Source organism: Nocardioides sp. DN36, from assembly GCF_055380375.1.
Map to the genome: position 1 here is coordinate 3,909,982 of NZ_AP043823.1, position 23,286 is coordinate 3,933,267.

The window sequence follows — 23,286 nt, forward strand, 5'->3', positions numbered from 1 at the left end:
AGGTGATGGGTGTCAGCGGGTGCGGCTCACCGGTCGTCCGGGGGACCGCGTGGGGGCTCGGTGGATGGGACGGACCGGGCGGGGTCGGGGTTCCCCGGACCGGCGTGGTCCCGGTCACCCGCAGGGGCGAGCACGCCCAGCAGCTCGGCGAGACGGGCCCGGCCGCGGAAGCACCGCGACTTGACGGTGCCCGTGGCGCAGCCGAGCACCTGGGCCGCCTCGGCGACCGGGTAGCCCTCCATGTCCACGAGGACCAGCGCCGCGCGCTGCTCGGGTGGGAGGGTGGCCAGTGCTGCCAGCACCTGCTCGCGTCGGTCCCGGCTCACGGCCACCTCGGCGGGGTCGTCGCCGGTGGTGGGCGCGACGGCGCCGCGGCGCTGGTACTCCTCGAGGTCGTCGGGGAGCGGCTCGGCCCGCCGGGACCTCGCGGCGCGGAGGCGGTCCAGGCAGGCGTTGACCACGACCCGGTGCAGCCAGGTCGTGACGGCGGCCTCCCCGCGGAACGAACCGGCTCGCCGGTACGCAGCGACCAGGCCGTCCTGCAGCCCGTCCGCCGCGTCCTCGGGGTTGCCCATCGTGCGCAGGGCAACCGCCCAGAGCCGGTCGCGGTGCCGCGCGAAGAGGACCCCGAACGCGTCGGTCTCGCCGTCGACGTGGGCGCGCAGCAGCTCGGCGTCGGTGCGGGTGTCGGTGCCGGTGCCCGCGGGATCGGCCTCGTGGGACCCGGTCATCCGCGGACCGTCACCTCGGCCACCTCACCGCGGAACCCGCCGTCGACCTCGGGCAGGGACGTCAGCCAGATGGTGACGTAGCGGGCGCGCACCGGCTCGTCGAGCGCGACCCGCTGTCGGGGGCGGGTCACGTCGGCGGTCGCGGCGGCCGTCAGCCCGGTGACCGTGGTGGGGGCCTTGCCGGTCGGGTACACGGAGACGCCGGTGGCGCCGCCGAGGACGGTGAGGTCGACCGACGAGACGTCGTGCACGGACCCGAGGTCCAGGGTGAGCCCGACGCCGGTCTTCAGGCCGCCGGGCCCGAGGTCCTCGTTGTAGGTCATCGTGCGCCATGCGGTGGTCGGGTCGCCGTCGACCGCGAGTGGAGCCAGGTCGGGGTTCTCCTCCGGCGGGTCGCCCTGGGGGTCGAAGTCGCCGGCGGTCACTCCGGTCAGGGGGGTCGGCGAGGCGCTCGTCGACGGCGAGGGCGCCGGCGAGTCCGCCTCCGGCTTGGCACCCAGGGGGCTGCGTCCCCGCCCGAGGTTGAAGGCGACGACGACGGCCAGCAGCAGGACCAGGCTGAGCCCGATCAGGGCCGCCAGGCGCAGCCAGCTGCGCCCTGGGACCTCGTCGTCCTCCTCGTCCTCCTCGGCCACCGGTGTCGTGCCGGTGCCCGTGCCGGTGCCGGTGTCCCACGGCCAGTAGTCCGGTGGCGCGGTCGACGCGGCGTGGGGCCGCGGCCTGCGGACCGGCTGCCCGTCGGTGGGCTCGGGGGCGAACAGCGGCCGCTCCGGAGGCTCCTCGAACGGCGGGGGCGGGGGTGGCGGGGTGGACCGGGCGGTGAGCCAGGAGACGTCGTCGTTGTCGTCGTCGAAGATCGGCAGCCCCGCCTGGGTGGGCTGCTCGGCCGGGCCGGACCGGGAGGGCTCGTCGGTCGCGGCCTCCTGTCCCGCCGGCGGTGTAGCCGTCGGGGTGGAGGCCTGTGTAGGAGTAGGGGCAGCGGCAGGCGGTGCCGGAGCCGGCTCGGGGTCGGGCTCGCCCCGGGGGGTGGCCGCGGTCGGCCGGCCGAGGGTGCCGGTGGCCGCGGTCGGCAGCGCGGGCAGGACGACGGTGTGGTTCGAGGCGCCGCGGCTGGCGGCCTCGGCCTCGGCCATCCCGGTCGGGTCGCCGACGAAGTCACGCAGGAAGTCGGCGATGCCCCTCGCCGTGGTCAGGTCGTGACCGTCGCGGGAGGCGGGGCCGGAGTACGGGTTCAGCACCTGGTCGCAGAGCGCGTCGAGGGGGCGGGGGATGCCGGCCCGCACCTGCCGCGGCCGCAGCACCCGGCCGTGCTCGTTCGGGGCGGCCGGCACCCCGGAGTGGGACACCCCCGGCCACCGGCCGGTGAGCGCGCAGTAGAGGAGCGCCCCGAGGTCGACCACGTCGCTGGAGGTCCGCCCGGCGGGCAGGCCGTGCAGGGCGGCATCGACGGAGAAGCCGATCACCCGGATGTTGCCGGTGGCGTCGACCAGGACGTTCTCGGGGACCAGGCGGCCGTGGGCCACGCCGGCGTCGTGGCCCGAGGCCACCGACGAGGCCACCTCCGAGACCAGCCAGGCGGCGCGGCGCGCGGCGAGCGGGCCGTCGTTCGCCAGCATGATGTCCAGGGAGCTGCCCGACCCCCACTCGTTGACGACGTAGCAGAGCCCGTCGACCTGGTCGGCGTCGAGGACGCGCAGCAGGTGCCGGTCCGGAACGGTCGCGGACTGGCGGGCCGCCTCCAGCAGCCGGGGGGCGCGCTCGTCGTCGGCCTCGAGCACGTGCAGGGCCACGTGGCGCTCCAGGACCCGGTCGTGCGCACGCCAGAACCTGCCGCTCCCGCTCTCGACGAGCAGGTCGACGAGGCGGTAACGGTCGGCGAGGACGTCGCCGGGCCGGACGGACAACGGCACGCAGCTCCCTCCTACAGCGATCTCGTGGTCATCGTAGGCTCAGCCCCGCCCGCGCGAGGGCAGGCGTCTCGCGAACATGTCGACGACCTCGGTGACCTCGGTGATCCGCAGGAACCTCGCCAGCACCAGGAACACCGCGCCGTCCAGGAGCGTCACCAAGAGGGCACGCAGCGCCGCGACCGCGTTGGTGGGGTCGTCGCCGAGCACCCCCAGCACCTCGCGGAACCCGAAGGCCGCCACCGTGGAGACCCCGACCGCGATCGCCATCCGGACCCCGAAGCGGACCAGGGTGCGCGTCCGCAGCCCGCCCAGCTCGCGGCGCAGCACCGAGTAGGACACCACCGAGCCGACGGCGTACGACGCGGCGTAGGCCACCACCAGCGAGGGCGAGGTGTGCTCGGCGTCGGTGCGCGCCACCAGCGCCATCGCGACCACGATGTTGGTGGCCGCGACACCGCACTGGATCCAGAACACGGTGCGGGTCTGCTCGAGGGCGTAGAAGCCGCGCAGCATCAGGTAGTGGACGGTGAACAGCGCGATCGCCGGGCCGAAGAGCGCGAGCGAGAGCGTGAACAGGTCGTAGTTGTCCCGGACCGCACCGAAGGAGACCGTGTTGGCGACGTCGCCGGCGATCAGGGGCATCAGGCAGGCGAACGGGATGATCACCGCCAGCGCGGTGCGCAGGGTGCCGCTCAGGGTGCGCGCGAGCCCGGCGAGGTTGCCGTCGGCAGCGCTCGCCGCCAGGCGCGGCAGGATCGCGGTGGCGAGCGAGACGGTGATCACCGAGTGCGGCACCATCACGATCAGGAACGTCGTCGAGTAGACCGTGTAGCCCGTCCCGGTCTCCCCGCCCGACCCGCAGCCCGCGGTGCCGCCGGAGGCGAGCCGCACGACCACCGTGTAGGCGATCTGGTTGACGACCACGAACAGGACCGTCCACACCCCGAGCCGCAGCGTGTGCGAGAGGCCGGTGTTGCGGAAGTCGAAGCGCGGCCGGTAGCTGAAGCCGGCGGCCTTGAGGTAGGGCAGCAGGATGAGCAGCTGCGCGGCGATGCCGACGGTCGAGCCGATGCCGAGCAGCAGCTCCTGGCCGGAGGTGAAGGCGCTGAGCTTCTCGCCCTCGGCGACCGGTCCGTAGACCACCAGGTAGACGACCAGCACCGCCACCGAGATGACGTTGTTGGCGATCGGCGCCCACATCATCGGGCCGAAGCGGCCGCGCGAGTTCAGGATCTGCCCGACCAGCACGAACATGCCGTAGAAGAAGACCTGCGGCAGGCAGTAGCGGGCGAAGGCGATCACCGACTCCCGCTGGGCAGCCAGGTCCGCGGACTCGAAGCAGGAGTTCAGGTAGAGCGACATCACCCACGGCGCCGCCGCCACGAGCACCACCGAGACCACGGCCAGGAACAGGGCGGCCAGCGTGACGATCCGGTTGGTGTAGGCCTCGCCGCCGTCGTCGTCCTGCTTCATCGCCCGCACCAGCTGGGGCACCAGCACCGCGTTGAACACGCCGCCGGCCAGCAGGATGTAGAGCATGTTCGGGATCGTGTTCCCGATCGTGAACAGGTCGGCGTGCAGCAGGTTGCCCAGGGCGGCCGTCAGCAGGAAGGCGCGCACGAACCCGCTCAACCGAGACACGACGGTGCCGGCGGCCATCACCGCGCTGGAGCTCAGGATCTTCTGGCTCTCCGAGGAGCTCATGCCCGCCTCCTCACGAGGACTGCCTTGCGTGGGCCGCGGCGCGCACCCGTCGGACCAGGCGTACGGCGATCGCGCCGAACAGCAGCGCCACGCCGGCGCCCAGGATGAGCCAGATGATCTGGCTGACCTGGGCCGACCGGATGGGCAGCTGGTCGGAGGACCCGAGCGGCCTGTTGTCGGAGTCGGTGACGAACAGCGTCACGTTGTGGATGCCCAGGGTGGAGAAGGACGCGTTGAGCAGCACGGTGGTCTGCCCGCCCGGCCCGATCTCGACCTTCTCCGGTCCGCGGATCGCGTCCGGCTCGTCGGTGAGGGCGCGGATCCGGACGGTGACCGGCTCGTCGAGCCCGTTGGTGATGGTGGCGGCGAACCTGCCGCTCCGGCTGGACAGGGTGACGGCCGGCGGCGCGTCGATCCTGATGCCGGAGACCTGCTGCTCGATCCAGGACCGCGAGCGGTCGGTCGCCGCCCGCGTCGCCGCGGGAGTGGACCGGTGTCCGAAGGAGCTGGAGACCATCGCCTGGTCGGCGGCAGCGGCCGCGACCGTCGTGTTGACGGTGAGCACGTTCTGCAGGGTCTCGGCGACGCGGACCAGCCGCCTGGCCGAGGTGAAGTTGGCCGAGGGGAGCTCACGCTCCTCCTGGCTGCGCGGGTAGTCGAGCCGGCCCGGGTCCACCTTGCGCGCCGGACCGGTGGCGAGGCCGGAGACCGAGGTGAGGTCGAGCCAGTCCTGGTCCAGCCCCTCGAAGAAGCCCGCGGCCGAGCCAGGCGTCCAGTACGACGGCAGCACCACGACGAGCGGCGGGCGTCCGGGGGACAGCTCCCGGACCGCGGCCTCGGCCAGGATCCGCTGGCGCAGCGTGACGAGCCCGAGCGGGTCGTCGGGCCCGGGGCCGCCCGAGGCCGCACCGGACGAGGTGGTGACGACACGACGGCCGGCGGTCCTGATCACCGGCGGCGCGTCGGGGCCGAGCATCTGGTCGGTCACCAGGATGGTGGAACGGCGGGGGGTGGCCCGGATCGCGGCCTCGTCGAGGAAGCCGTCCGGGGAGGACACCCCTCGGCTCATCGGGATGCCCCACGGCGCCAGCTCCGTGCCGCTGCGCTGGTCGGCCCGGCGGTAGAGACCGGGGTCGTGCTCGGCCGCCGCGGCGACGTCGAGGTCGCCGTACGGCAGGGCCAGCACCTGCTGGCCGGCCAGCGCCTCGTGGAGACGGTTGAGCCAGTCGGTGCCGGACTCGGCGACGGCGTCGAGCCGGGGGTCGGTCGTCTCCGCAGCCGCGGCGTCCCCGGAGGCGTCCCCCGACGGGGCGGGCTCGGCGGTCACGCTGGGGTCCGACGACGGGCCGTCCCCGCTCCCGTCCCCGGTCTCGGGCAGGCTGGGGGCCAGGGAGCGCGGCGGGTTGCCCAGGGTGAGCGTGCGGACCACGTCCGGCAGTGCGGGGTCGAGCAGCCAGGTGATCGGCCGGGAGCCGGCCGCCGCCCCGAAGTCCACCATGGAGCGCAGCCGACCGCCGACGTCCAGCGACTCGTCCCACCCCTCGAGGTCCTCGACGCTGCCGTCGGGGGCGTAGGACACGGCGCGGCGCAGGGGCAGCACCAGGGCGGTGTCCACCGGCTGCCGGGTGCGGGGCACCAGCGGGAGGAAGGTGCGGGCCCGCCCGTCGGCACCGTCGATCCGGCCCTCGGGTCCCGAGCCGAGGGCGTGCACCCCGAACCAGTAGACGCCGGCCTCGGTGACGGTGATCTGGGACTGGGTCACCAGGATGGAGAACTGCTTGGACTCGCCGGGCTCGATCCGGTCGATCGTGTCGAAGCCGTCGGACGTGATGCGGGCGCCGACGTCCTGCTCCGGGGGGACGTCGCCCGCCGCGTCCAGCTCGGCGGTCGTGGTCAGCGGGGTGGCGCCGAGGAAGGCGAACACCTGGACCGACGTCCAGGGCCCGTCGTCCTCGTTGGTGACCGAGCCGGTGACCCGGATCGGACCCTTGCGCGGGACGACGGCTGGGCTGAGGGAGTCGATGGTCACCGACAGCGGGGTTCCTTGGGTGGCCCTCGGGTGGGCGGCCCGGGAGACCACGGCGCCGGGGTCCGCAGCCACGGCGGCCGGACAGCCGCCCGTGAACGCCGCCACGAGCGCCACGAGGGCAGCAAGCAGCGACGTGGGGCGAGGCACGGCCTTGACTCTAGCCGTCACGGCTCCGGGTTCCGTGCCTGCTCCCGGCCCGTCGCGGATGCTCCGCCGACGTGAGTTCCCCGGCCGTGGGTCGCTAGAGTTGCCCTCCGTGCCCGACGCCCCGCTCCCACCCCTGCAGATGACCGACGTGCAGCGCTCGGTGGCGGCGGAGCTGGACCGGATCGCGCCGGTGATCGACGACCTGGGGCGTCGGTTCCGTGACGCGGGGCACGAGCTCTTCCTGGTCGGCGGGCCGGTGCGCGACGCGATGCTCGGCCGCCGGCACAACGACCTCGACTTCACCACGTCCGCGCGTCCCGAGCAGACCGAGCGGCTCCTCAAGGGCTGGGCCGACGCCATCTGGGACATGGGCCGCGCCTTCGGCACCATCGGCTGCCGCAAGGGCGAGTGGCAGGTCGAGATCACGACGTACCGCTCGGAGACCTACGACCCCACCTCCCGCAAGCCGGACGTCGACTTCGGCGACACGCTCGCCGGAGACCTGGGGAGGCGTGACTTCACCGTCAACGCGATGGCCGTGTCGGTGCCCGACCGGGCATTCGAGGACCCCTACGGCGGTGTCGTCGACCTCGCCCACCGGGTGCTGCGCACCCCGGGCCGGCCGGAGGACTCCTTCTCCGACGACCCGCTGCGGATGATGCGGGCGGCCCGGTTCGCCGCCCAGCTCGGGTTCGCCGTCGACCCCGCCGTGGTCGAGGCGATGCGCGCGATGGCGGGCCGGATCGAGATCATCTCGGCCGAGCGGGTCCGCGACGAGCTGGTCAAGCTGGTCTGCGCGCCGTACCCCCGGCTGGGCCTGACGTTGCTGGTGGAGACCGGGCTCGCCGACCACGTCCTGCCCGAGCTGCCGGCGCTCGCCCTGGAGCGCGACGAGCACCACCGGCACAAGGACGTCTACGAGCACACCCTCACCGTGCTGGAGCAGGCGATCGACCTCGAGCCCCGGCTTCCCGGGCAGGGTCCGGACTTCGTGTCCCGCTTCGCGGCGCTGATGCACGACGTCGGCAAGCCCCGGACCCGGCGCTTCGTCGACGACGGCACCGTCACCTTCCACCACCACGACGTGGTGGGCGCCAAGATCACCCGCAAGCGGATGAAGGCGCTGCGCTTCTCCAACGACCAGATCGACGCGGTCAGCAAGCTGGTCGAGCTGCACCTGCGCTTCCACGGCTACGGCTCGGGCGAGTGGACCGACTCGGCCGTACGCCGCTACGTGCGCGACGCCGGCGACCAGCTCGAGCGGCTGCACGTGCTGACCCGCGCCGACTGCACGACCCGCAACCAGCGCAAGGCCGACCGGCTGCGCCGCACCTACGACGACCTCGAGGCGCGGATCGAGCGGCTGTCCGAGGAGGAGGAGCTGGCCTCGATCCGGCCCGACCTCGACGGCAACCAGATCATGGAGATCCTCGGGATCGGCCCGGGCCGCGAGGTCGGCCAGGCCTACCAGCACCTGCTCGAGCTGCGCATGGACCAGGGCCCGATGTCACCCGAGGCCGCCGAGGCGGCGCTGCGCGCCTGGTGGGCCGAGCGTTCCGCCTAGCTCAGCGCACGATCTTGAAGTTGAACTGGGCGGTGCCGAGGGCGTTCATGAGCCGCAGCCAGATCGGCAGCAGCATCTCGGTGCCCCGGGCGGTCTCGAGGGCGCCGAGGTCGATGACGTCGTCGTGACCGAAGCTCTCGAGCAGGGCCACCACGGTCGCCTTGGCCTCCGCGTCGTCGCCGGAGACGAAGACGGTGCTGCTCGCGCCGAGGGACCTCGGCTCGACCATCAGCGTGGCGTTGAGGGTGTTGAGCGCCTTGACCACCTTCGCGTCGGGGAACTCGCGCTGCACCTGCTCGCCCAGGGAGTCGGTGTCCTTGACGAACAGGCTGGGCGGGAAGCCCTGCGAGAAGTCGAGGGGGTTGGCGATGTCGAGCAGCGGCTTGCCGGCGAGGTTCTCGGCCCCGGCGAGGCGGAGGAGCTCGAGGGTGGCGCCGCCGTTGGAGGCGTTCACGATGAGCTCGGCGCCGGCGGCCGCGTCGGCGAAGGTCGCGAGGCCGACCCCGGGGTGCTGGGCGTGCCATGCGGAGAAGGGCGGGTTGCCCATGCCGTCCGGCTCGGTGCGCTCGAGCGTCGCCTGCGGGTCGCGGGTGCCGACGACGACGGTGTGGCCGAGCTCGTCGAGACGGCCGGCGAGGGCCTGGCCCACCATGCCGGTGCCGAGGACTGCGATGTTCATGGTGTCTCCTGTGGAAGATCGATGGGTAGACAGGTCTGTCTACCACGAGGTGGACGTTAGCAGACAGATCTGTCTACCATCAACACGTGCCCCCGCCCTCCGCTCGCCAGCGCATCCTCGACACCGCCTTCCGGCTCTTCTACGCGCACGGCATCCGCGCCGTGGGTGTCGACCGGATCATCGCCGAGTCGGGCGTCGCCAAGGCGACCTTCTACAAGCACTTCCCGGCCAAGGACGACCTGGTCGTCGCCTACCTCGACAAGGTCGACGGCATCTGGTCGGGCCAGCTCCACGCGGCCGCGGAGGCGGCGGGGGCGGAGTCGGCGGACCGGCTCGTCGGACTCTTCGACGCGCTCGGGAGCGCCTGTCGGCGCGAGGGCTACCGCGGCTGCGCCTTCATCAACGCTGCCGCCGAGGCGACGCCCGGCTCGCCGGTGCACGACCGCACCGTCGCCCACAAGCGCGACGTGCTCGCCTGGGTGCGCGGCCTGGCCGAGGAGGCCGGGGCCGAGGACCCGGGCGGGCTGGCCCGCTCCCTCACGCTGCTGCTGGACGGCGGCCTGGCCAGCGGGGCCCTCGACGCCGACCCGGAGGCCGCGGCCCAGGCCAAGCGGTCGGCCGCGGCGCTGGTCGCCGCCGCAATGACTGACAAAACTTGAAATCTGTCAGTCCATCTCTCATCATGGAGGTATGACCAGCCCCTCGACCTCCACCGCCCGACGACTCGGAGAGCATCGCCACCATCCACGAGGCCCTCGATGCGGGAGTCACCCTCCTCGACACCGGTGACTTCTACGGCATGGGCCACAACGAGATGTTGCTCCGCGACGCGCTCCGAGGGCGGGACCGTGAGGACGTCGTGATCAGCGTGAAGTTCGGTGCCCTGCGTGGCCCGGACGGCTCCTGGGGCGGCACCGACACCCGCCCCGCGGCCATCAGGAACTTCCTCGGCTACACGCTCCAGCGGCTCGGCACCGACCACGTCGACATCTACCGGCCCGCGCGCTTCGACCCCAGCGTCCCGATCGAGGAGACCGTCGGCGCGCTCGCTGACCTGGTCGAGGCCGGATGGGTCCGCCACGTCGGGCTCTCGGAGGTCGGCGCCGAGACCCTGCGCCGGGCCCACGCCGTGCACCCGATCGCGGACCTGCAGATCGAGTACTCCCTGATCTCGCGCGGCATCGAGGCCGAGATCCTCCCCACCGCCCGCGAGCTCGGCGTCGGCATCACGGCGTACGGCGTCCTGTCGCGCGGCCTGCTCTCGGGGCACTGGAGTGCCGACCGCGATGTCCGCGACTTCCGGGCGCACCTGCCCCGGTTCACCGGCGACAACCTCGACGCGAACCTGCGGCTCGTCGATGCTCTGCGTGAGGTCGCCGAGGACCGCGACGCCACGGTGGCCCAGGTGGCGATCGCATGGGTGGCCGCCCGCGGCGAGCAGGTCGTCCCGCTGGTGGGTGCGCGCACCCGGACCCGTCTCGCGGAGTCGCTCGGCGCGCTCGACCTCGAGCTGACCGGGGCCGACCTGGCCGCGATCGAGGCCGCCGTGCCCGTGGGGGCGGTGGCGGGCACGCGGTACGACGCGATGCAGATGTCGTTCCTCGACAGCGAGAAGTAGGTTGCCTGCCGTGCCCGAGCCCCTGACCGCCGAGACCATCCTCGACACCGCCGAGGACGTGCTGCGCCGCTTCGGCCCCGCCAAGACCACGGTCGTCGACGTGGCGCGCGCGCTCGACGTGAGCCACGGGACGGTCTACCGGCACTTCCCGAGCAAGGCCGCCCTCCGGGACGCGGTGACGCAGCGGTGGCTGGACCGGGTGTCCGCGCCGCTGGAGCAGGTTGCGGCAGGGCCGGGCAGCGCCGAGGAGCGGTTGCGGGCCTGGGTCGGGCTGCTGGCGGCCACCAAGCAGGGCATCGCCCGCGAGGATCCGGAGCTGTTCGCGACCTTCCGCCGGCTCACCGAGGAGTCCCGGGAGGTGGTCGGGGCGCACGTCGACCACCTGGCTGCCCAGGTGGCGCGGATCGTGGCCGACGGGGTGGCCACGGGTGACCTCGTCGCCGCGGACCCGCGGGTGGCCGGTCGGGCGGTGCTCCAGGCGACTGCGCTGTTCCACCATCCCGCGCACGCGGACGAATGGGGTGATCCGCGGCTCACCGACCAGCTCGAGTGTGTGCTGGACCTGGTCCTCGACGGGCTGCGCCCGCGCACCTGAGCGGACCGCCGCGTGGCCACCGTCACGCTGACGGGGCCGACATACCGACGGTAGGTTCGCCGGCAGTGTCCCCTGCCGACTGGAGAGAACCATGAGTGTCGAACCCCTGCTCGAGGAGACCATCGAGGTCGCGGCCCCGCCCGCCGCGGTGTGGGCGCTGGTGTCCGACGTGGCCCGGATGTCGTCGTGGAGCCCGCAGGTCGTGAAGACGATCGTGCGCGGTCGACCGGTGCAGGAGGGCACGACGTTCCTCAACCTCAACCGCCGCGGCCCGCTGTTCTGGCCGACCCGGGCCAAGGTCGTGACGTGCGACCCGCACCGCGAGCTCGCCTTCCGGATCCAGGAGAACTGGACCGTCTGGTCCTTCACCCTGGAGCCGACCGACTCCGGCGGCACCCGGGTGACCGAGCGGCGCAGCGCTCCCGATGGCATCTCGGCGGTCTCCCGGGGCCTGACCCGGGTCGCCCTGGGCGGTCAGCAGGTCTTCACCGAGGAGCTGCGGGCCGGCATGCGCCGGACCCTGGAGCGGATCAGGGCCGAGGCGGAGACCCGCCGGACCGTCGCGTCCTGACCCGCGTGTGACGCAGGCCGCTCCGGGCGAGGGTTTGCGCGACTCAGGGATCGGGCAGTTCTCTCGCGTGTGTGTGTCGCGCCGAGAGGCGCAGAGATGACATCGACCCGCCCGGAGCACTGCTCCGGGCGGGTCGATCCATTTCAGGTCCTCAGGACCGGCAGGTCACTCCTCGCCGGCGATGAAGGCCTCCACGCGGCGGCGGCCCTCCTCGTCGGGCAGCTGCACCGGCGGGGACTTCATGAGGTAGGACGACGCCGAGATGATCGGCCCGCCGATGCCACGGTCCTTGGCGATCTTCGCGGCGCGGATGGCGTCGATGATGATGCCGGCGGAGTTCGGGGAGTCCCAGACCTCGAGCTTGTACTCGAGGTTCAGCGGGACGTCGCCGAAGGCGCGACCCTCGAGGCGCACGTAGGCCCACTTGCGGTCGTCGAGCCACGCGACGTAGTCCGACGGACCGATGTGCACGTTGCGGTCGTGGATCTTGTCGGCCAGCTCGCCGTGCAGGTTGGACGTCACGGCCTGGGTCTTGGAGACCTTCTTGGACTCCAGGCGCTCGCGCTCGAGCATGTTCTTGAAGTCCATGTTGCCGCCGACGTTGAGCTGGTAGGTGCGGTCCAGCGCGACGCCGCGGTCCTCGAACAGCTTGGCCATCACCCGGTGGGTGATGGTCGCGCCGACCTGGGACTTGATGTCGTCGCCGACGATCGGGACGCCCGCGTCCTCGAACTTCTTGGCCCACACCGGGTCGGAGGCGATGAAGACGGGCAGCGCGTTGACGAAGGCCACGCCGGCGTCGATCGCGCACTGGGCGTAGAACTTGTCGGCCTCCTCGGAGCCCACCGGGAGGTAGGACACGAGGACGTCGGCCTGGGTGTCCTTGAGGACCTTGACCACGTCGACCGGCTCGGCGGCCGACTCCTCGATGGTCTCGCGGTAGTACTTGCCGAGCCCGTCGAGGGTGTGGCCGCGCTGCACCTCCACGCCGAGCGTGGGCACGTCGGTGATCTTGATGGTGTTGTTCTCCGAGGCGTTGATGGCCTCGGACAGGTCCTTGCCGACCTTCTTGTCGTCGACGTCGAACGCGGCGACGAACGTCACGTCGGAGACGTGGTACTCGCCGAACAGCACGTGCATCAGTCCGGGGACGTTGCCCGCGGGGTCGGCGTCCTTGTAGTACTCCACGCCCTGGATCAGGGAAGTGGCGCAGTTGCCCACTCCCACGATTGCTACTCGTACCGAACCCATCGGGGTTTCCTTCCTTCTCACTTCTGGGGAGCGACTTCTGCTGAGTCTGTGGTGCTGGTGGGATCTGGGCCTGCCGGGCCGGCTGCAGCAGCCGATCCGGGGAGCTCGCCCTGGTTGCGCTCGGCGCTGATCAGGTCCGAGAGCCACCGGACCTCCCGCTCGACCGACTCGACGCCGTGCCGTTGCAGCTCGGCGGCGTACCGGTCGACCTCCTTCTGGGTCATCGCCAGCTGGTTCTGGACCCGGTCCAGCCGTTCCTGGAGCCGGGTGCGGCGGCCCTCGAGCACGCGCAGCCGGATCTCCATGTCGGTGCGGCCGAAGAAGGCGAAGCGGATGTCGAAGTTGTCGTCCTCCCACGCGGTGGGACCGACCTCCGACATCAGGCGCTCGAACTCCCGGTGACCGGCCTCGGTCACCTGGTAGACGATGCGCGGGCGGCGGGTCACGGGCGCCGGCGTCGCCGCCGCCTCCTCGATCAGCTGTCCGCGCAGCATCTTCTTCAGGGTCGGGTAGAGCGAGCCGTAGGACAGCACGCGCCCCCACCCGAGCATCAGGTTGAGCCGCTTGCGCAGCTCGTAGCCGTGCATGGGTCCCTCGTGCAGCAGCCCGAGGACTGCCAGCTCGATGGTCTCTGCACGACGTGCCATGTGACCTATCGTAGCGATATATCCAACCGTGGTGGACAACACGGTGTGATCGGGCGCCACGTGGGGGATGCGTACCCTGTTGAGGTCGCCCCCGCCGAGCGCGCGGTTCGACGTACCGTCGAACGCGCTCCCGAGTCCCCGGAGAGCCGAAGTTGAGTGGTAAGCGCAGGGCCGCGGGCCCCGCCAAGTCGTCCCCCAAGCCCCCCTCGAGCAACAAGACGCGGCTCAAGCGTGTCGGGAAGTGGCTCCTGGTCGCGGCGCTGGTGGGCGCGCTGGTGGTGGCGGGTGGTTTCTTCTACCTGTACCGCACCATCGACATCCCGAACCCCAACAAGGACTTCCAGACCCAGACGTCGTTCGTCTACTACGCCGACGGCAAGACCGAGCTGGGGCAGTACGCCACCCAGAACCGCGAGTCGATCCCCCTCAAGGAGATCCCGCAGAAGATGCAGGACGCGGTGGTCGCCGCGGAGAACAAGTCGTTCTGGACCGACAAGGGCATCGACCCCAAGGGCATCCTCCGGGCGGCCTTCAGCAACGCGCGCGGCAACTCCACCCAGGGCGCCTCGACGATCACCCAGCAGTACGTCAAGATCCTCTACCTGACCCAGGAGCGGTCCTACCAGCGCAAGCTGAAGGAGGCCGTGCTCTCGCTGAAGATCCAGAAGCAGCTGAGCAAGTCGCAGATCCTCGAGGGCTACCTCAACACCATCTACTTCGGCCGCGGCGCGTACGGCGTCCAGGCCGCCTCGCGCGCCTACTTCGACAAGGACGCCAAGGACCTCACGCTGCGCGAGGCCGCCGTGCTCGCCAGCGTGCTCAACAACCCCACCCTGTTCGACCCCGCCAACGGCAAGGACGCGCGCGCCAACCTCAAGGAGCGCTACGCCTACGTGCTCAACGGCATGGCCGACCAGGGCAACATCTCCGCCGACCAGGCCGAGAAGGCCGGGAAGCGGCTCCCGACCTTCCCCAAGATCCAGGCGCAGAGCCAGTACGGCGGCCAGAAGGGCCACATGCTCTCGATGGTCCGCGACGAGCTGCACGCGCTGGACTTCACCGACGAGCAGATCGACGGTGGCGGCCTGCGGGTCACGACGACCTTCACCAAGAAGGCGATGGACGCCGCCGAGCAGGGCGTGATGGAGGCCCGGCCGGACGGCTTCTCCGACAAGCAGCTGCACATCGCGGTCGCCAGCGTGGAGCCGGGGACCGGCGCGCTGCGCGGCTTCTACGGCGGCCAGGACTACGTGCAGTCCCAGATCAACTGGGCCGAGACCGGCGGCGCCCCGGGGTCGTCCTTCAAGCCGTTCGCGCTGGCGGCCGGGCTGAAGGCGGGCTTCTCGCTCAAGGACACCTTCGACGGCAACTCGCCGTACTACTACAACGGCGAGGGCACCGGGGACCGGGTGCGCAACGAGGGCACCGGCCCGGACGGCCTCGGCGAGGACTACGGCTCCGCGGTGAACATGATCACCGCGACCGAGGAGTCGATCAACACCGCCTACGCCGACCTGACCATGTCCATGGGCAGCGACGGGCCGGAGAAGATCCTCGAGACCGCCAACGCCCTCGGCATCCCGAAGTGGGACAAGAACCGCTCCGGCTACAACCACCTCGACACCAGCCCCGGCCTCGAGCCCGTCACCGGCATCGCGCTCGGCTCGGCCACCGTCGCGCCGATCAACATGGCCAACGCCTACGCGACCATCGCGAACGGCGGCCAGCGCGCCGACGTGCACGTGATCGACAAGGTCGTGAGCAAGAGCGGCGAGACGCTCTGGTCCTACAAGCAGGCCACCAAGGACGCGATCCCCGAGGACATCGCGGCGGACACCTCCTACGCGATGCAGCAGGTGGTCCAGCACGGCACCGGCACCGCCGCCCTCGCGCTCGGCCGGCCGGCGGCCGGCAAGACCGGCACCGCGACCAACGCCGACGACGACGTCTCCTCGGCCTGGTTCGTCGGCTACACGCCGCAGCTGTCCACGGCCGTCATGTACGTCCGCGGCAAGGGCAACGAGCAGCTCGACGGCTGGCTGCCGTCGTACTTCGGTGCCGACTACCCGGCCGACACCTGGACCGCGGTCATGAAGCGCGACATGGAGGGCCTGCCCGTCGAGGCGTTCCCGCCGCCGGCGTACGTCGACGGTGTGGCGCCCGAGGAGGGCCACGCCCCCTACACGCCGCCGCCGTCGCCGACCAAGCAGCCGTCGCCGACCAAGAAGCCCTCGCAGAGCCCGACCAGGTCCCCGTCGAGCTCGTCGTCGCCGAGCCAGTCGCCGACCACCTCGCAGCCGTCGCCGAGCGACACCTGCGGGCCGCTGGGCTGCCCGCCGTCCGGCAGCTCCTCGCCCTCGCAGTCACCGTCCCAGTCGCCGTCCAACCCGGGGAACCCGTCGCCGACCAAGCCCGGGAACGGGAACGGCGTGGCGAGCGAGCAGCGCCGGTTCGTCAGCAGGTGACGTCCGGCACGGGGGACGAGCGGGTCCACCCCACCCTCGACGACCCCGTCGTCGCGGCCCTGAGCGAGGGTGTCGGCGGGCCCGTGGGCGAGCACGCGGGGCGGCACCGGTGGTGGACGCCGGTCCGGGTGGTGCTGGCCCTGACCGCGCTGTGCTTCGCGCTCGGCATGGTGCAGAAGGCCGACTGCTACCACGACTCGTGGCTCGACGGCGACGCCCGCTACTCCCACATGTGCTACTCCGACCTGCCCTACCTCTACACCGGCCGCGGCCTCGTGGAGCTGAACTGGCCCTACACCGACGACGCGCAGGTGCGGGCGCGGTACGACGTCATGGAGTACCCCGTCGGGATCTCCTACTGGGCCTGGGGGACCGCATGGGTCACCCACTGGCTGAGCGGGTCGCCCGACCTGGAGCCGAGGTACTCCCGGTCGCCGGACGCCCTGGCCGCCACGGACCAGGTCAAGGCCGAGTCGCGGCTGTTCGTCGCCGTGAACGCCCTGGGCATGGCGGCGGTGGCGCTGCTCGCCGCCTGGTTCCTGGCGGGTGTGAACCCGCGCCGACCCTGGGACGCCGCGCTCTTCGCGCTGTCCCCGGCGCTGGCGCTGACGGCACTGGTCAACTGGGACCTGCTCGCGGTCGGACTGGTCGCCGGCGCCCTGTGGGCCTGGTCGCGGGACCGTCCGGTCCTCACCGGCGTCCTGATCGGCCTCGGCACCGCCACCAAGCTCTACCCGCTCTTCCTGCTCGGGGGGCTGCTGGTCATCTGCGCGCGGCGCCGGCAGTGGCGCGCGTTCGCGACCGCGACCGGCGCGGCCGTCGTGGCCTGGGTGGTGGCGGACCTGCCGGCCTACCTGACCGGCCCGGACCAGTGGCGGGTCTTCTGGACCTTCAACTCCGACCGCGGCGCCGACCTCGGCTCGATCTGGCTGGTCATCGCCCAGGCGACCGACGACACCGTCGCCGTGCACACCATCAACGTCGTCTCGTGGCTGTTCTTCGCGGCCTGGTGCTTCGGGGTCCTGGTGCTCGGGCTGCTGGCCCCCTCGACACCGAGGCTGGCGCAGCTGGGCTTCCTCGTGGTCGCCGGCTTCCTGCTGGTCAACAAGGTCTACTCGCCGCAGTACGTCCTGTGGCTGCTGCCGCTCGCCGTGCTCGCCCGGCCGCGCTGGCGCGACCAGCTCGTCTGGCAGGCAGGCGAGGTGCTCTACTTCGCCGCCGTGTGGTGGTACCTCGGCGGCTACCTCGCGCCCGCCGCGGGAGGCGACGCCGGCTTCTACTGGTTCGCGGTGCTCGCCCGGATGGCCGCCGAGCTCTACCTGGTGGTCCTGGTGGCGCGCGACGTGCTGCGGCCGCGGCACGACCCCGTCCGGGGCGGGGACTGGGTGCCCCGGCCCCGGCCGGAGCCGTCGCTGGCGCTGAGGTCCGGCCCGGTCAGCTGACCACGACGCGGTCGAAGGCCGTGGTCGTGAACCGGACCCGCACGTCGATCCGGTCGCCGACCTCGGGCACGTGCGCGCCGTGGGGCAGGAAGAGCATCGAGGCCTGCATGTGCGGCGGTTCCGCGAACAGGCGCTGCTTGCCGTCGATGGAGAACGGCGAGCGCACGAAGCCGACCGCGTCCAGGCCGCCGCGCGCCAGCGTGGCCGCGCGCGCCTTGATCGAGCCGTCGCCGGTCGGCGCCTCGAGACCGATGCCGTGGGCGGTGCCACCGCTGACCACCAGGATGTGGCCGTGCTTGGGCGCGGTGCGGCCGCGGTAGCCGAAGACGTCGCCGCGCTCGACCGGGTGGACGTCGAGCACCGTGGAGGTGACCCGCAGCGCGCCGCGGTCACCGAGCCACAGGTTGGTGCCGATGCGCGGGCGCACGCTGAAGTCGGGGTACGACGCGCGCAGCCGGGCCAGCTCGTCCCCGGTCAGGTGGCTGACCCAGACGGTCGTGGCGCCGTGGCCCTCAGGGAGCTCGGCGGCCACGACGTCGTTCATCAGCCGGCTCACCTCGGACAGGTGCGAGCCCTGGGCGAGCGGCAGGTGCATCGCCACCCCCTCGAGCCGCGCCTGCGGGTGGTCGTGGAGCATCCGGGCGGCCGCCCACAGGTCGCGGGCCGAGAGGCCGTGGCGCAGCATGCTGGTGACGCGCTCGAGCACGAACCGCGCGTCGGGCTGGCGCGCCAGCAGGTCGGCCAGGTCCGAGATGCGACCCACCGTGTGGACCAGGCGTGGTGCCAGGTCGGGGTCGGTCTCCAGCGCGACCCCGAACGGTCGCCAGGGGGTGAGCACCAGCAGGTCGCCCCGGAAGCGGTCCGCGACGTGCGGGAGCTCGTCGTACGTGCCCACGGCCAGGGTGTCGCCGCCCAGGCCCTGGTCGGCGAGCCACTGGGTGCGGCGGGCCAGCCGGCCCACGGTGAAGCCGTAGCCGTTGCCCTTGGCGACCGGCACCAGGCCGGGGTTGGCCTCGGCCACCGAGCGCAGGTGGGCCCGCCAGCGCTCGCCGTCGACGGTGAGGACCAGGCTCATCCGCGGCCTCCCGAGCGACGGGCCATGTAGACGTCGAACGCCTTGTAGAGCGGGCGGTTGAGCGGGAGGTCCCACTCGCCGGCGTACTCCACGGCCTCGCCGCCGGTGCCGACCTTGAACTGGATCAGGCCGACGTGGGAGTCGTCGGGGTCCAGGGTGTCGGTGATGCCGCGCAGGTCGTAGACGTCGGCGCCCGCCGCGAGGGCGTCGCGGATCATCGCCCACTGCACGGCGTTGGAGCCGCGGACCTCGCGCTTCGCGGTCGAGGAGGCGCCGTAGGAGTACCACGCGTGGCCGCCGACCCGGATCGCGATCGTGGCCGCGACCAGGTCGCCGTCGTGCCGGGCGAGGTAGATCCGGATCCGGTCCGGCTCCTCGGACCCCAGCGCCTCGACCATGGTGCGGAAGTAGGAGAGGGGGCGCGGGGTGAAGTGGTCGCGCTCGGCGGTGTGGACGTAGAGGTCGTGGAAGGCGGGCAGGCTCTCCAGCGCCTCGGCGGCGGTCGCCGACGAGGTGACCTCGACGCCCTCCTTGGTGGCCTTCTTGATGTTGCGGCGCCACAGCTGGTTCATGCCCTTGAGCACGTCGTCCTCGGTGCGGGCCTCCCCGTCGGGCGTGCGCAGCGGGATCTGGAAGTTGTACTGCGGCTGGCCGGCCGCGAAACCGCCCTCGACCGCCTGCAGCCGCCAGCCGAGGTCGTCGAGCTGGGAGACCACGCGGGCGCCGGTGTGGTCGCGCTCGGTGGGGGGCACGTCGCCGAGCCGGCGGACCGCCTCGTCGGCGATGCCCTCCTTGACCTGCGCCGCGCTCCAGCGACGGGTCACCACCGGCGGGCCCATCCGGACGCCGAAGGCGCCGCGGGCCTTGAGGTGGGCCGTCATCGGGGTGAGCCAGGCGGTGAGGTCGTCGTCGGCCCAGTCGATGACGGGGCCCTCGGGCAGGTAGGCCAGGTAGCGCCTGACCTTCGGCAGCTGTCGGTAGAGCACCAGCCCGACGCCGGCGAGCTCGTCGCCGCGGAACCAGCCGAGGGACTCGCGGCGCCACTCCGACTTCACCCGGCCCCAGGCGGGGGTCTGCAGGAAGCTCGCCGAGCGGCGGTGGCGGAGGAAGTCGAGGTGCTGCTCCTCGGACACCTCGCGCACGGTCAGCGGGCCGGAGAGCGGGGAAGTCACCCGCCGAGGCTACCGGTCGGCTGCAGCCGCTCGCGCAGCCAGTCGAAGTCCGCCCGGTGCTCCTCGGCGCCGCCGGGGGTCTCGCAGACCACCGGCGCGCCGGCGTCGCGGACCACGGAGGCGAGGAGGTCGGGGTCGATCCGGCCGTTGCCGAAGTTGGCGTGCCGGTCGGCGCCGGAGTCGAACTCGTCCCGGCTGTCGTTGCAGTGCACCAGGTCGATCCGGCCGGTGATCCGGCGTACGTCGTCGACGACCGTCTCGAGCGCGTTGCCGCCCGCGTGGGCGTGGCAGGTGTCGAGGCAGAAGCCGACCATGTCGAACTGCTCGGTGGTGGAGATCGCCTCCCACACCCCGGCGATCCGCTCGAGGTAGCGGGTCATGGCGTTCTCGCCGCCGGCGGTGTTCTCGATCAGCAGCGGCAGCTTCAGGTCGGTCGCCTCGATGGCCTTGCGCCAGTTGTCGAAGCCCTTGGCGGGGTCGTCGGCCTTGTTGACGTGCCCGCCGTGGACGATCAGGCCCTTGGCGCCGATCGCGGCGGCGGCATCGACGTGCTGCTGGAGCAGCTTGCGGCTCGGGATCCGGATCCGGTTGTTCGTGGTCGCGACGTTCACGATGTAGGGCGCATGGACGTAGAGGTCGATGCCCGCTGCCTCGGCGTCGGCGCGCAGGCCCTCGGCGCCGCCGGCGTAGGCGAACTCCGGGCCCTTGTAGCCCTGCGGGTCGCCGAGGAAGAACTGCACCAGCGGCGCCTGCCGGGCCTTCGCCTCGGCGATCGGGTCGGTCTGGTCGACGTGGGCTCCGATGCTGATGCTCATCCGGTCATCCTAGGAAGGCACGCTGCAGGACCTCGAAGTCGGCGTTGCCCCCGGTGTGCACGACCGCGACCTTCGCGCCGTCGACCCGCTCGCGCTCGGCCAGCAGCCCGGCCAGCGCCAGGGCTCCCGCAGGCTCGGCGAGGTTGTGCGTGCAGCGGTACATCAGCGCCATCGCCTCGGCGGCCTGCTCCTCGCTGACCCGCACGAAGCGGGCCGCGCCGGTGCTGATGGTGGCCACCGCCTCCGGGTGCGGCGTGCGGCAGGCCACGCCGTCCACGAAGGTGTCGGCCGTCTCGGTCGGCACCGGCTCGCCGGCCGCGAAGGAGAGGGCGTACGCCGGCGCACGCTCGGCGACCACACCCACGACCTCGCACCCGCGTCCGAGCAGGTCGCGCACCGTGATGTTGGCGCAGATGCCGCTGCCCATGCCGACGGGCACGTAGACGACGTCGAGGTCGGGCACGGCCTCGTGCAGCTCGGCGGCGTACGTCGCCACGCCCTCGACCAGCCACGGGTGGAACGACGGCACCATCAGCAGCCCGCGCTCGGTCGCGAGGAGCTCGGCGTGCTCGACGGCCTCCTGGAAGTCGCGCCCGTGCACGACCACCTCCGCGCCGTACGCCTCGGTGGCCTGGTTCTTGTCCGCGGAGTTGCCCTCGGGCACCACGATCGTCACCGGCACGTCGTGCACGCGCCCGGCGAGGGCCAGGCTCTGGCTGTGGTTGCCGCGGCTGGCCGAGACCAGGCCGGGCGGCGGGTCTCCCGCGGCCAGCAGCCGGGCCACGAAGTTCAGGCCGCCTCGCACCTTGAACGCGCCGGTGGGGTTGTGGTTCTCGTGCTTGACGAAGGTGGTCGTGCCGGTGAAGCGCTCGAGCAGCGGCCAGCGCAGGGTGGCAGTGACCGGGACGTGGTCGCGCACCCGCGCCGTGGCCGCGCGGAGCGAGTGGAGGGTGATGGCCGAGCCGGTGTCGGACCGACCCGCCCGGGAGGACGGCGCCACCACGGTGGCGCCGCTCGCGGGCAGCGGGCCGGTGGCGACGGCGATCTGGGCCACGGACACCGGGATGTCGCCGGGGTCGGCGGCCCCGGACGCGAGGTGGTCGGCGAGGTCGCGCAGCATCGACAGCCGGGTGGTGGCGACGGGGTTGCCGATCCGGGTCCGGCGGGCCTCGGCCACCGCCGTCAGCATCGGCACGGACACCCCGATCGTGCCGGCGACCTCGCGCAGGTCGAGCCCGACGTGCTCGGCGACCCGGTCCAGCAGCGCCTGCACGGGCGCGCCGTACAGCTCCTCCTGCTGGTGGCGCCGCCCCGCCGCCACCTCGGCGGCGTCGTCCGCACCCGTGTCGGTCACGGTGGAGACCTCCTCGTGTCGAGCCCGCGATGTTTCGGCCGGCGGCAGCGTGGAAGCCTGTTCCCAGCGGCCGCCGCGGTTCACCGTAGACCCCGGCCGTGACCGGAACCAGCGAACGGTGCAAGGGGGACTCTCGGGTGACTGCCGCCAGGATGCGGGCCGTGGCCACGCTCGGACTCGGGGTGCTGGTCCTCGCCGCCCCCGCGGCCGTGGCGGCGGAGGGGCACGGGTTCGCCGGCGAGCCGGTGACCCCGGGCACCAACGTGCAGGAGACGACCCTCGTGGGCAGCGGCCTCTACACCGTGCCGGTCGCGCAGGGCACGGAGGAGCAGTACGTCGAGGTGCAGCGCGACGACCCGGACGGCACGCTCTGGTACGGCGCCACGGCGCTCGTGCCCGGCAGCACCAGGACGACCTCGCCCACCCTCACCCTCGAGAGCAGCCCGGACGGGACCGGCGAGCCGTGCGTCGGCTACGAGTCCCTGTCGTCGACCGCGGGCCAGAGCGGGATCGCCAGCGAGCTGTTCAGCACCGACCGGTCGGCCGCCTGCCGGCAGGCCGGCTCGGTGGTGCTGCGGACGGCCCAGTCCGACGTGCCTCCGGGTGACTTCCAGCTCGTGGTCTGGGAGGAGCCGCCGGTGACCAACGAGGCCATGCTGCCCGAGAAGAGCCTGTCGGTGGTCTGGAGCCGGACCGGCGCCGACTCCCAGCCGCAGCAGGTCGTGGCCGGGCGCACCTTCACCGACGCCCCCGAGGTCTCCGAGGGCACCTACTCCGTGCACGTCGACCCCGGCGAGCCGGCCCTGCTCCGGATCCCGCTCACCTGGGGCCAGCACGCCCAGGTCGAGGCCACCAGCAGGACCCGGGCCCGCGGCTACGCCGCGGTGGAGGCCCGCTGGTTCACGCCGCTGGGCGGCACGCTCGGCGACACGGCGTACAGCGGCGGGCCCGAGGCCCGCGAGATCACCCTGGACGGGTCGGGGGACCCGGCCGGCTGGGTGACGCCGACGGTGGCCTGGCGCAACCGGGAGGGGCCCGCGGACCAGGCGCCGGCCGCCTTCGCCGGTGACTACTACCTGTCGATCGACACCGCCCCCGAGGACGCCCCCAGCAGCGGGGTGGACGTGACGCTCACCGTGGCCACGGTGACCGACTACGCCCCGAAGCCGCCGGAGTACGCCGACGACCCGCCTCCGATGCCGTTCGTGAACGGCTCGGCGCCCGGCGAGCGATCCACCTCGTCGGCCGCCTCCGACCCGAGCGCTCCACCCTGGCCGCTGGTGGGCGGGCTGTTCGCCACCGCCGCGGCGTTCGCGGCCGCCGGCGCCGTCCTGTTCGTCCGTCGCAGGGCGAACCCGTGACCGCCCTGCTGCTCCTCGCCGAGACCCGGCCCTGGGGCCTCGCCTTCGGCCTGCTCGCGGTCGCCGGCGTCGCGCTGCTCGCCGGCCTGGTCGCCCTCACGACGGGCCGTCGCCGATGAGTCGCCCGACCTGTCCCGCGAACCACGACAGCAGCCC

The 23,286-nt window shown here is 72.6% G+C and carries 20 protein-coding genes; 9 read left to right on the plus strand and 11 right to left on the minus strand.

From position 1 onward, the window contains the following. Positions 1–26: 26 nt before the first annotated feature. The 4 genes from sigM to ACZ43H_RS19765 are packed head-to-tail and all read right to left on the minus strand — an operon-like array spanning position 27 to position 6,521. Positions 27–731, minus strand: a complete 705-nt coding sequence (sigM, locus tag ACZ43H_RS19750) for an RNA polymerase sigma factor SigM (RefSeq protein ID WP_464585766.1) — start codon at positions 729–731, stop codon at positions 27–29. Beyond that, complete coding sequence (locus tag ACZ43H_RS19755) at positions 728–2,641, minus strand: protein kinase family protein (protein WP_464585768.1); 1,914 nt, start codon at positions 2,639–2,641, stop codon at positions 728–730. Before ACZ43H_RS19755 ends, sigM begins: the two co-directional genes overlap by 4 nt. A 39-nt stretch (positions 2,642–2,680) precedes the next feature. Continuing rightward, entirely contained in the window at positions 2,681–4,345 is a 1,665-nt protein-coding gene (murJ, locus tag ACZ43H_RS19760) for a murein biosynthesis integral membrane protein MurJ (RefSeq protein ID WP_464585770.1), read from the minus strand. A gap of 10 nt (positions 4,346–4,355) precedes the next feature. Next, the gene (locus ACZ43H_RS19765) at positions 4,356–6,521 is read right to left on the minus strand and encodes a DUF6049 family protein (protein ID WP_464585771.1); all 2,166 of its coding nucleotides are present in this window, start codon (positions 6,519–6,521) and stop codon (positions 4,356–4,358) included. A 139-nt stretch (positions 6,522–6,660) separates the two neighbouring features. Here ACZ43H_RS19765 and ACZ43H_RS19770 point away from each other — a divergent pair, with 139 nt between their 5' ends. Then, positions 6,661–8,085 (plus strand): CCA tRNA nucleotidyltransferase, encoded by a 1,425-nt coding sequence (locus tag ACZ43H_RS19770; protein WP_464590879.1) that lies wholly within the window; start codon positions 6,661–6,663, stop codon positions 8,083–8,085. Position 8,086: 1 nt separating this feature from the next. On the opposite strand, the gene ACZ43H_RS19775 is transcribed toward ACZ43H_RS19770, so the two are convergent. Next, positions 8,087–8,764, minus strand: coding sequence for an NADPH-dependent F420 reductase (locus ACZ43H_RS19775; protein ID WP_464585773.1), 678 nt, complete (start codon positions 8,762–8,764; stop codon positions 8,087–8,089). An 86-nt stretch (positions 8,765–8,850) separates the two neighbouring features. Here ACZ43H_RS19775 and ACZ43H_RS19780 point away from each other — a divergent pair, with 86 nt between their 5' ends. The 4 genes from ACZ43H_RS19780 to ACZ43H_RS19795 all read left to right on the plus strand — a co-directional run bounded on the left by ACZ43H_RS19780 (position 8,851) and on the right by ACZ43H_RS19795 (position 11,548). Then, positions 8,851–9,423: a TetR/AcrR family transcriptional regulator gene (locus ACZ43H_RS19780; RefSeq protein ID WP_464585775.1), complete on the plus strand. Its 573-nt coding sequence runs from the start codon at positions 8,851–8,853 to the stop codon at positions 9,421–9,423. A gap of 83 nt (positions 9,424–9,506) precedes the next feature. Further along, entirely contained in the window at positions 9,507–10,382 is an 876-nt protein-coding gene (locus tag ACZ43H_RS19785) for an aldo/keto reductase (protein WP_464590881.1), read from the plus strand. 10 nt (positions 10,383–10,392) lie between these two features. Then, positions 10,393–10,977 carry a TetR/AcrR family transcriptional regulator gene (locus ACZ43H_RS19790; RefSeq protein WP_464585776.1) on the plus strand — a complete coding sequence of 195 codons (585 nt, stop codon included), beginning with the start codon at positions 10,393–10,395 and terminating at the stop codon, positions 10,975–10,977. Between the two features lie 91 nt (positions 10,978–11,068). Next, positions 11,069–11,548: an SRPBCC family protein gene (locus ACZ43H_RS19795; RefSeq protein WP_464585778.1), complete on the plus strand. Its 480-nt coding sequence runs from the start codon at positions 11,069–11,071 to the stop codon at positions 11,546–11,548. A gap of 165 nt (positions 11,549–11,713) precedes the next feature. Here ACZ43H_RS19795 and ACZ43H_RS19800 read toward each other — a convergent pair whose 3' ends face one another. Then, a complete protein-coding gene (locus tag ACZ43H_RS19800) occupies positions 11,714–12,799 on the minus strand; it encodes an inositol-3-phosphate synthase (protein WP_379182428.1) in 1,086 nt (361 codons plus the stop codon). A 17-nt stretch (positions 12,800–12,816) separates the two neighbouring features. Continuing rightward, positions 12,817–13,446 (minus strand): PadR family transcriptional regulator, encoded by a 630-nt coding sequence (locus ACZ43H_RS19805; protein ID WP_464585780.1) that lies wholly within the window; start codon positions 13,444–13,446, stop codon positions 12,817–12,819. A gap of 152 nt (positions 13,447–13,598) precedes the next feature. Here ACZ43H_RS19805 and ACZ43H_RS19810 point away from each other — a divergent pair, with 152 nt between their 5' ends. Both ACZ43H_RS19810 and ACZ43H_RS19815 read left to right on the plus strand, forming a co-directional pair. Further along, positions 13,599–15,911, plus strand: coding sequence for a transglycosylase domain-containing protein (locus tag ACZ43H_RS19810; protein ID WP_464585782.1), 2,313 nt, complete (start codon positions 13,599–13,601; stop codon positions 15,909–15,911). Next, positions 15,908–17,353: a glycosyltransferase family 87 protein gene (locus ACZ43H_RS19815; protein ID WP_464585784.1), complete on the plus strand. Its 1,446-nt coding sequence runs from the start codon at positions 15,908–15,910 to the stop codon at positions 17,351–17,353. The genes ACZ43H_RS19810 and ACZ43H_RS19815 overlap by 4 nt, the downstream gene beginning before the upstream one ends. On the opposite strand, the gene ACZ43H_RS19820 is transcribed toward ACZ43H_RS19815, so the two are convergent. From ACZ43H_RS19820 to ACZ43H_RS19835, 4 genes are read right to left on the minus strand one after another with little or no spacing between them, the layout of a single operon-like run. Beyond that, positions 17,346–18,428 carry an alanine racemase gene (locus ACZ43H_RS19820; RefSeq protein ID WP_464585786.1) on the minus strand — a complete coding sequence of 361 codons (1,083 nt, stop codon included), beginning with the start codon at positions 18,426–18,428 and terminating at the stop codon, positions 17,346–17,348. The genes ACZ43H_RS19815 and ACZ43H_RS19820 overlap by 8 nt on opposite strands. Then, on the minus strand, positions 18,425–19,600 hold the full coding sequence (locus tag ACZ43H_RS19825) for a lipid II:glycine glycyltransferase FemX (protein WP_464585787.1): 1,176 nt from the start codon (positions 19,598–19,600) through the stop codon (positions 18,425–18,427). Before ACZ43H_RS19825 ends, ACZ43H_RS19820 begins: the two co-directional genes overlap by 4 nt. Continuing rightward, positions 19,597–20,415, minus strand: a complete 819-nt coding sequence (locus tag ACZ43H_RS19830) for a deoxyribonuclease IV (RefSeq protein ID WP_464585789.1) — start codon at positions 20,413–20,415, stop codon at positions 19,597–19,599. The genes ACZ43H_RS19825 and ACZ43H_RS19830 overlap by 4 nt, the downstream gene beginning before the upstream one ends. A 4-nt stretch (positions 20,416–20,419) precedes the next feature. Continuing rightward, complete coding sequence (locus tag ACZ43H_RS19835) at positions 20,420–21,769, minus strand: threonine dehydratase (RefSeq protein WP_464585790.1); 1,350 nt, start codon at positions 21,767–21,769, stop codon at positions 20,420–20,422. Positions 21,770–21,930: 161 nt separating this feature from the next. Here ACZ43H_RS19835 and ACZ43H_RS19840 point away from each other — a divergent pair, with 161 nt between their 5' ends. After that, a complete protein-coding gene (locus ACZ43H_RS19840) occupies positions 21,931–23,130 on the plus strand; it encodes a hypothetical protein (RefSeq protein WP_464585792.1) in 1,200 nt (399 codons plus the stop codon). Continuing rightward, on the plus strand, positions 23,127–23,249 hold the full coding sequence (locus ACZ43H_RS19845; protein ID WP_464585794.1) for a hypothetical protein: 123 nt from the start codon (positions 23,127–23,129) through the stop codon (positions 23,247–23,249). Before ACZ43H_RS19840 ends, ACZ43H_RS19845 begins: the two co-directional genes overlap by 4 nt. Positions 23,250–23,286: the final 37 nt, after the last annotated feature.

Bases quoted from the DNA above. Each gene is read 5' to 3' on its own strand.
- sigM (WP_464585766.1), bottom strand. From the start codon at position 731: ATGACCGGGTCCCACGAGGCCGATCCCGCGGGCACCGGCACCGACACC.
- ACZ43H_RS19820 (WP_464585786.1), bottom strand. From the start codon at position 18,428: ATGAGCCTGGTCCTCACCGTCGACGGCGAGCGCTGGCGGGCCCACCTG.
- ACZ43H_RS19775 (WP_464585773.1), bottom strand. From the start codon at position 8,764: ATGAACATCGCAGTCCTCGGCACCGGCATGGTGGGCCAGGCCCTCGCC.
- ACZ43H_RS19795 (WP_464585778.1), top strand. From the start codon at position 11,069: ATGAGTGTCGAACCCCTGCTCGAGGAGACCATCGAGGTCGCGGCCCCG.
- ACZ43H_RS19805 (WP_464585780.1), bottom strand. From the start codon at position 13,446: ATGGCACGTCGTGCAGAGACCATCGAGCTGGCAGTCCTCGGGCTGCTG.
- ACZ43H_RS19800 (WP_379182428.1), bottom strand. From the start codon at position 12,799: ATGGGTTCGGTACGAGTAGCAATCGTGGGAGTGGGCAACTGCGCCACT.
- murJ (WP_464585770.1), bottom strand. From the start codon at position 4,345: ATGAGCTCCTCGGAGAGCCAGAAGATCCTGAGCTCCAGCGCGGTGATG.
- ACZ43H_RS19770 (WP_464590879.1), top strand. From the start codon at position 6,661: ATGACCGACGTGCAGCGCTCGGTGGCGGCGGAGCTGGACCGGATCGCG.
- ACZ43H_RS19830 (WP_464585789.1), bottom strand. From the start codon at position 20,415: ATGAGCATCAGCATCGGAGCCCACGTCGACCAGACCGACCCGATCGCC.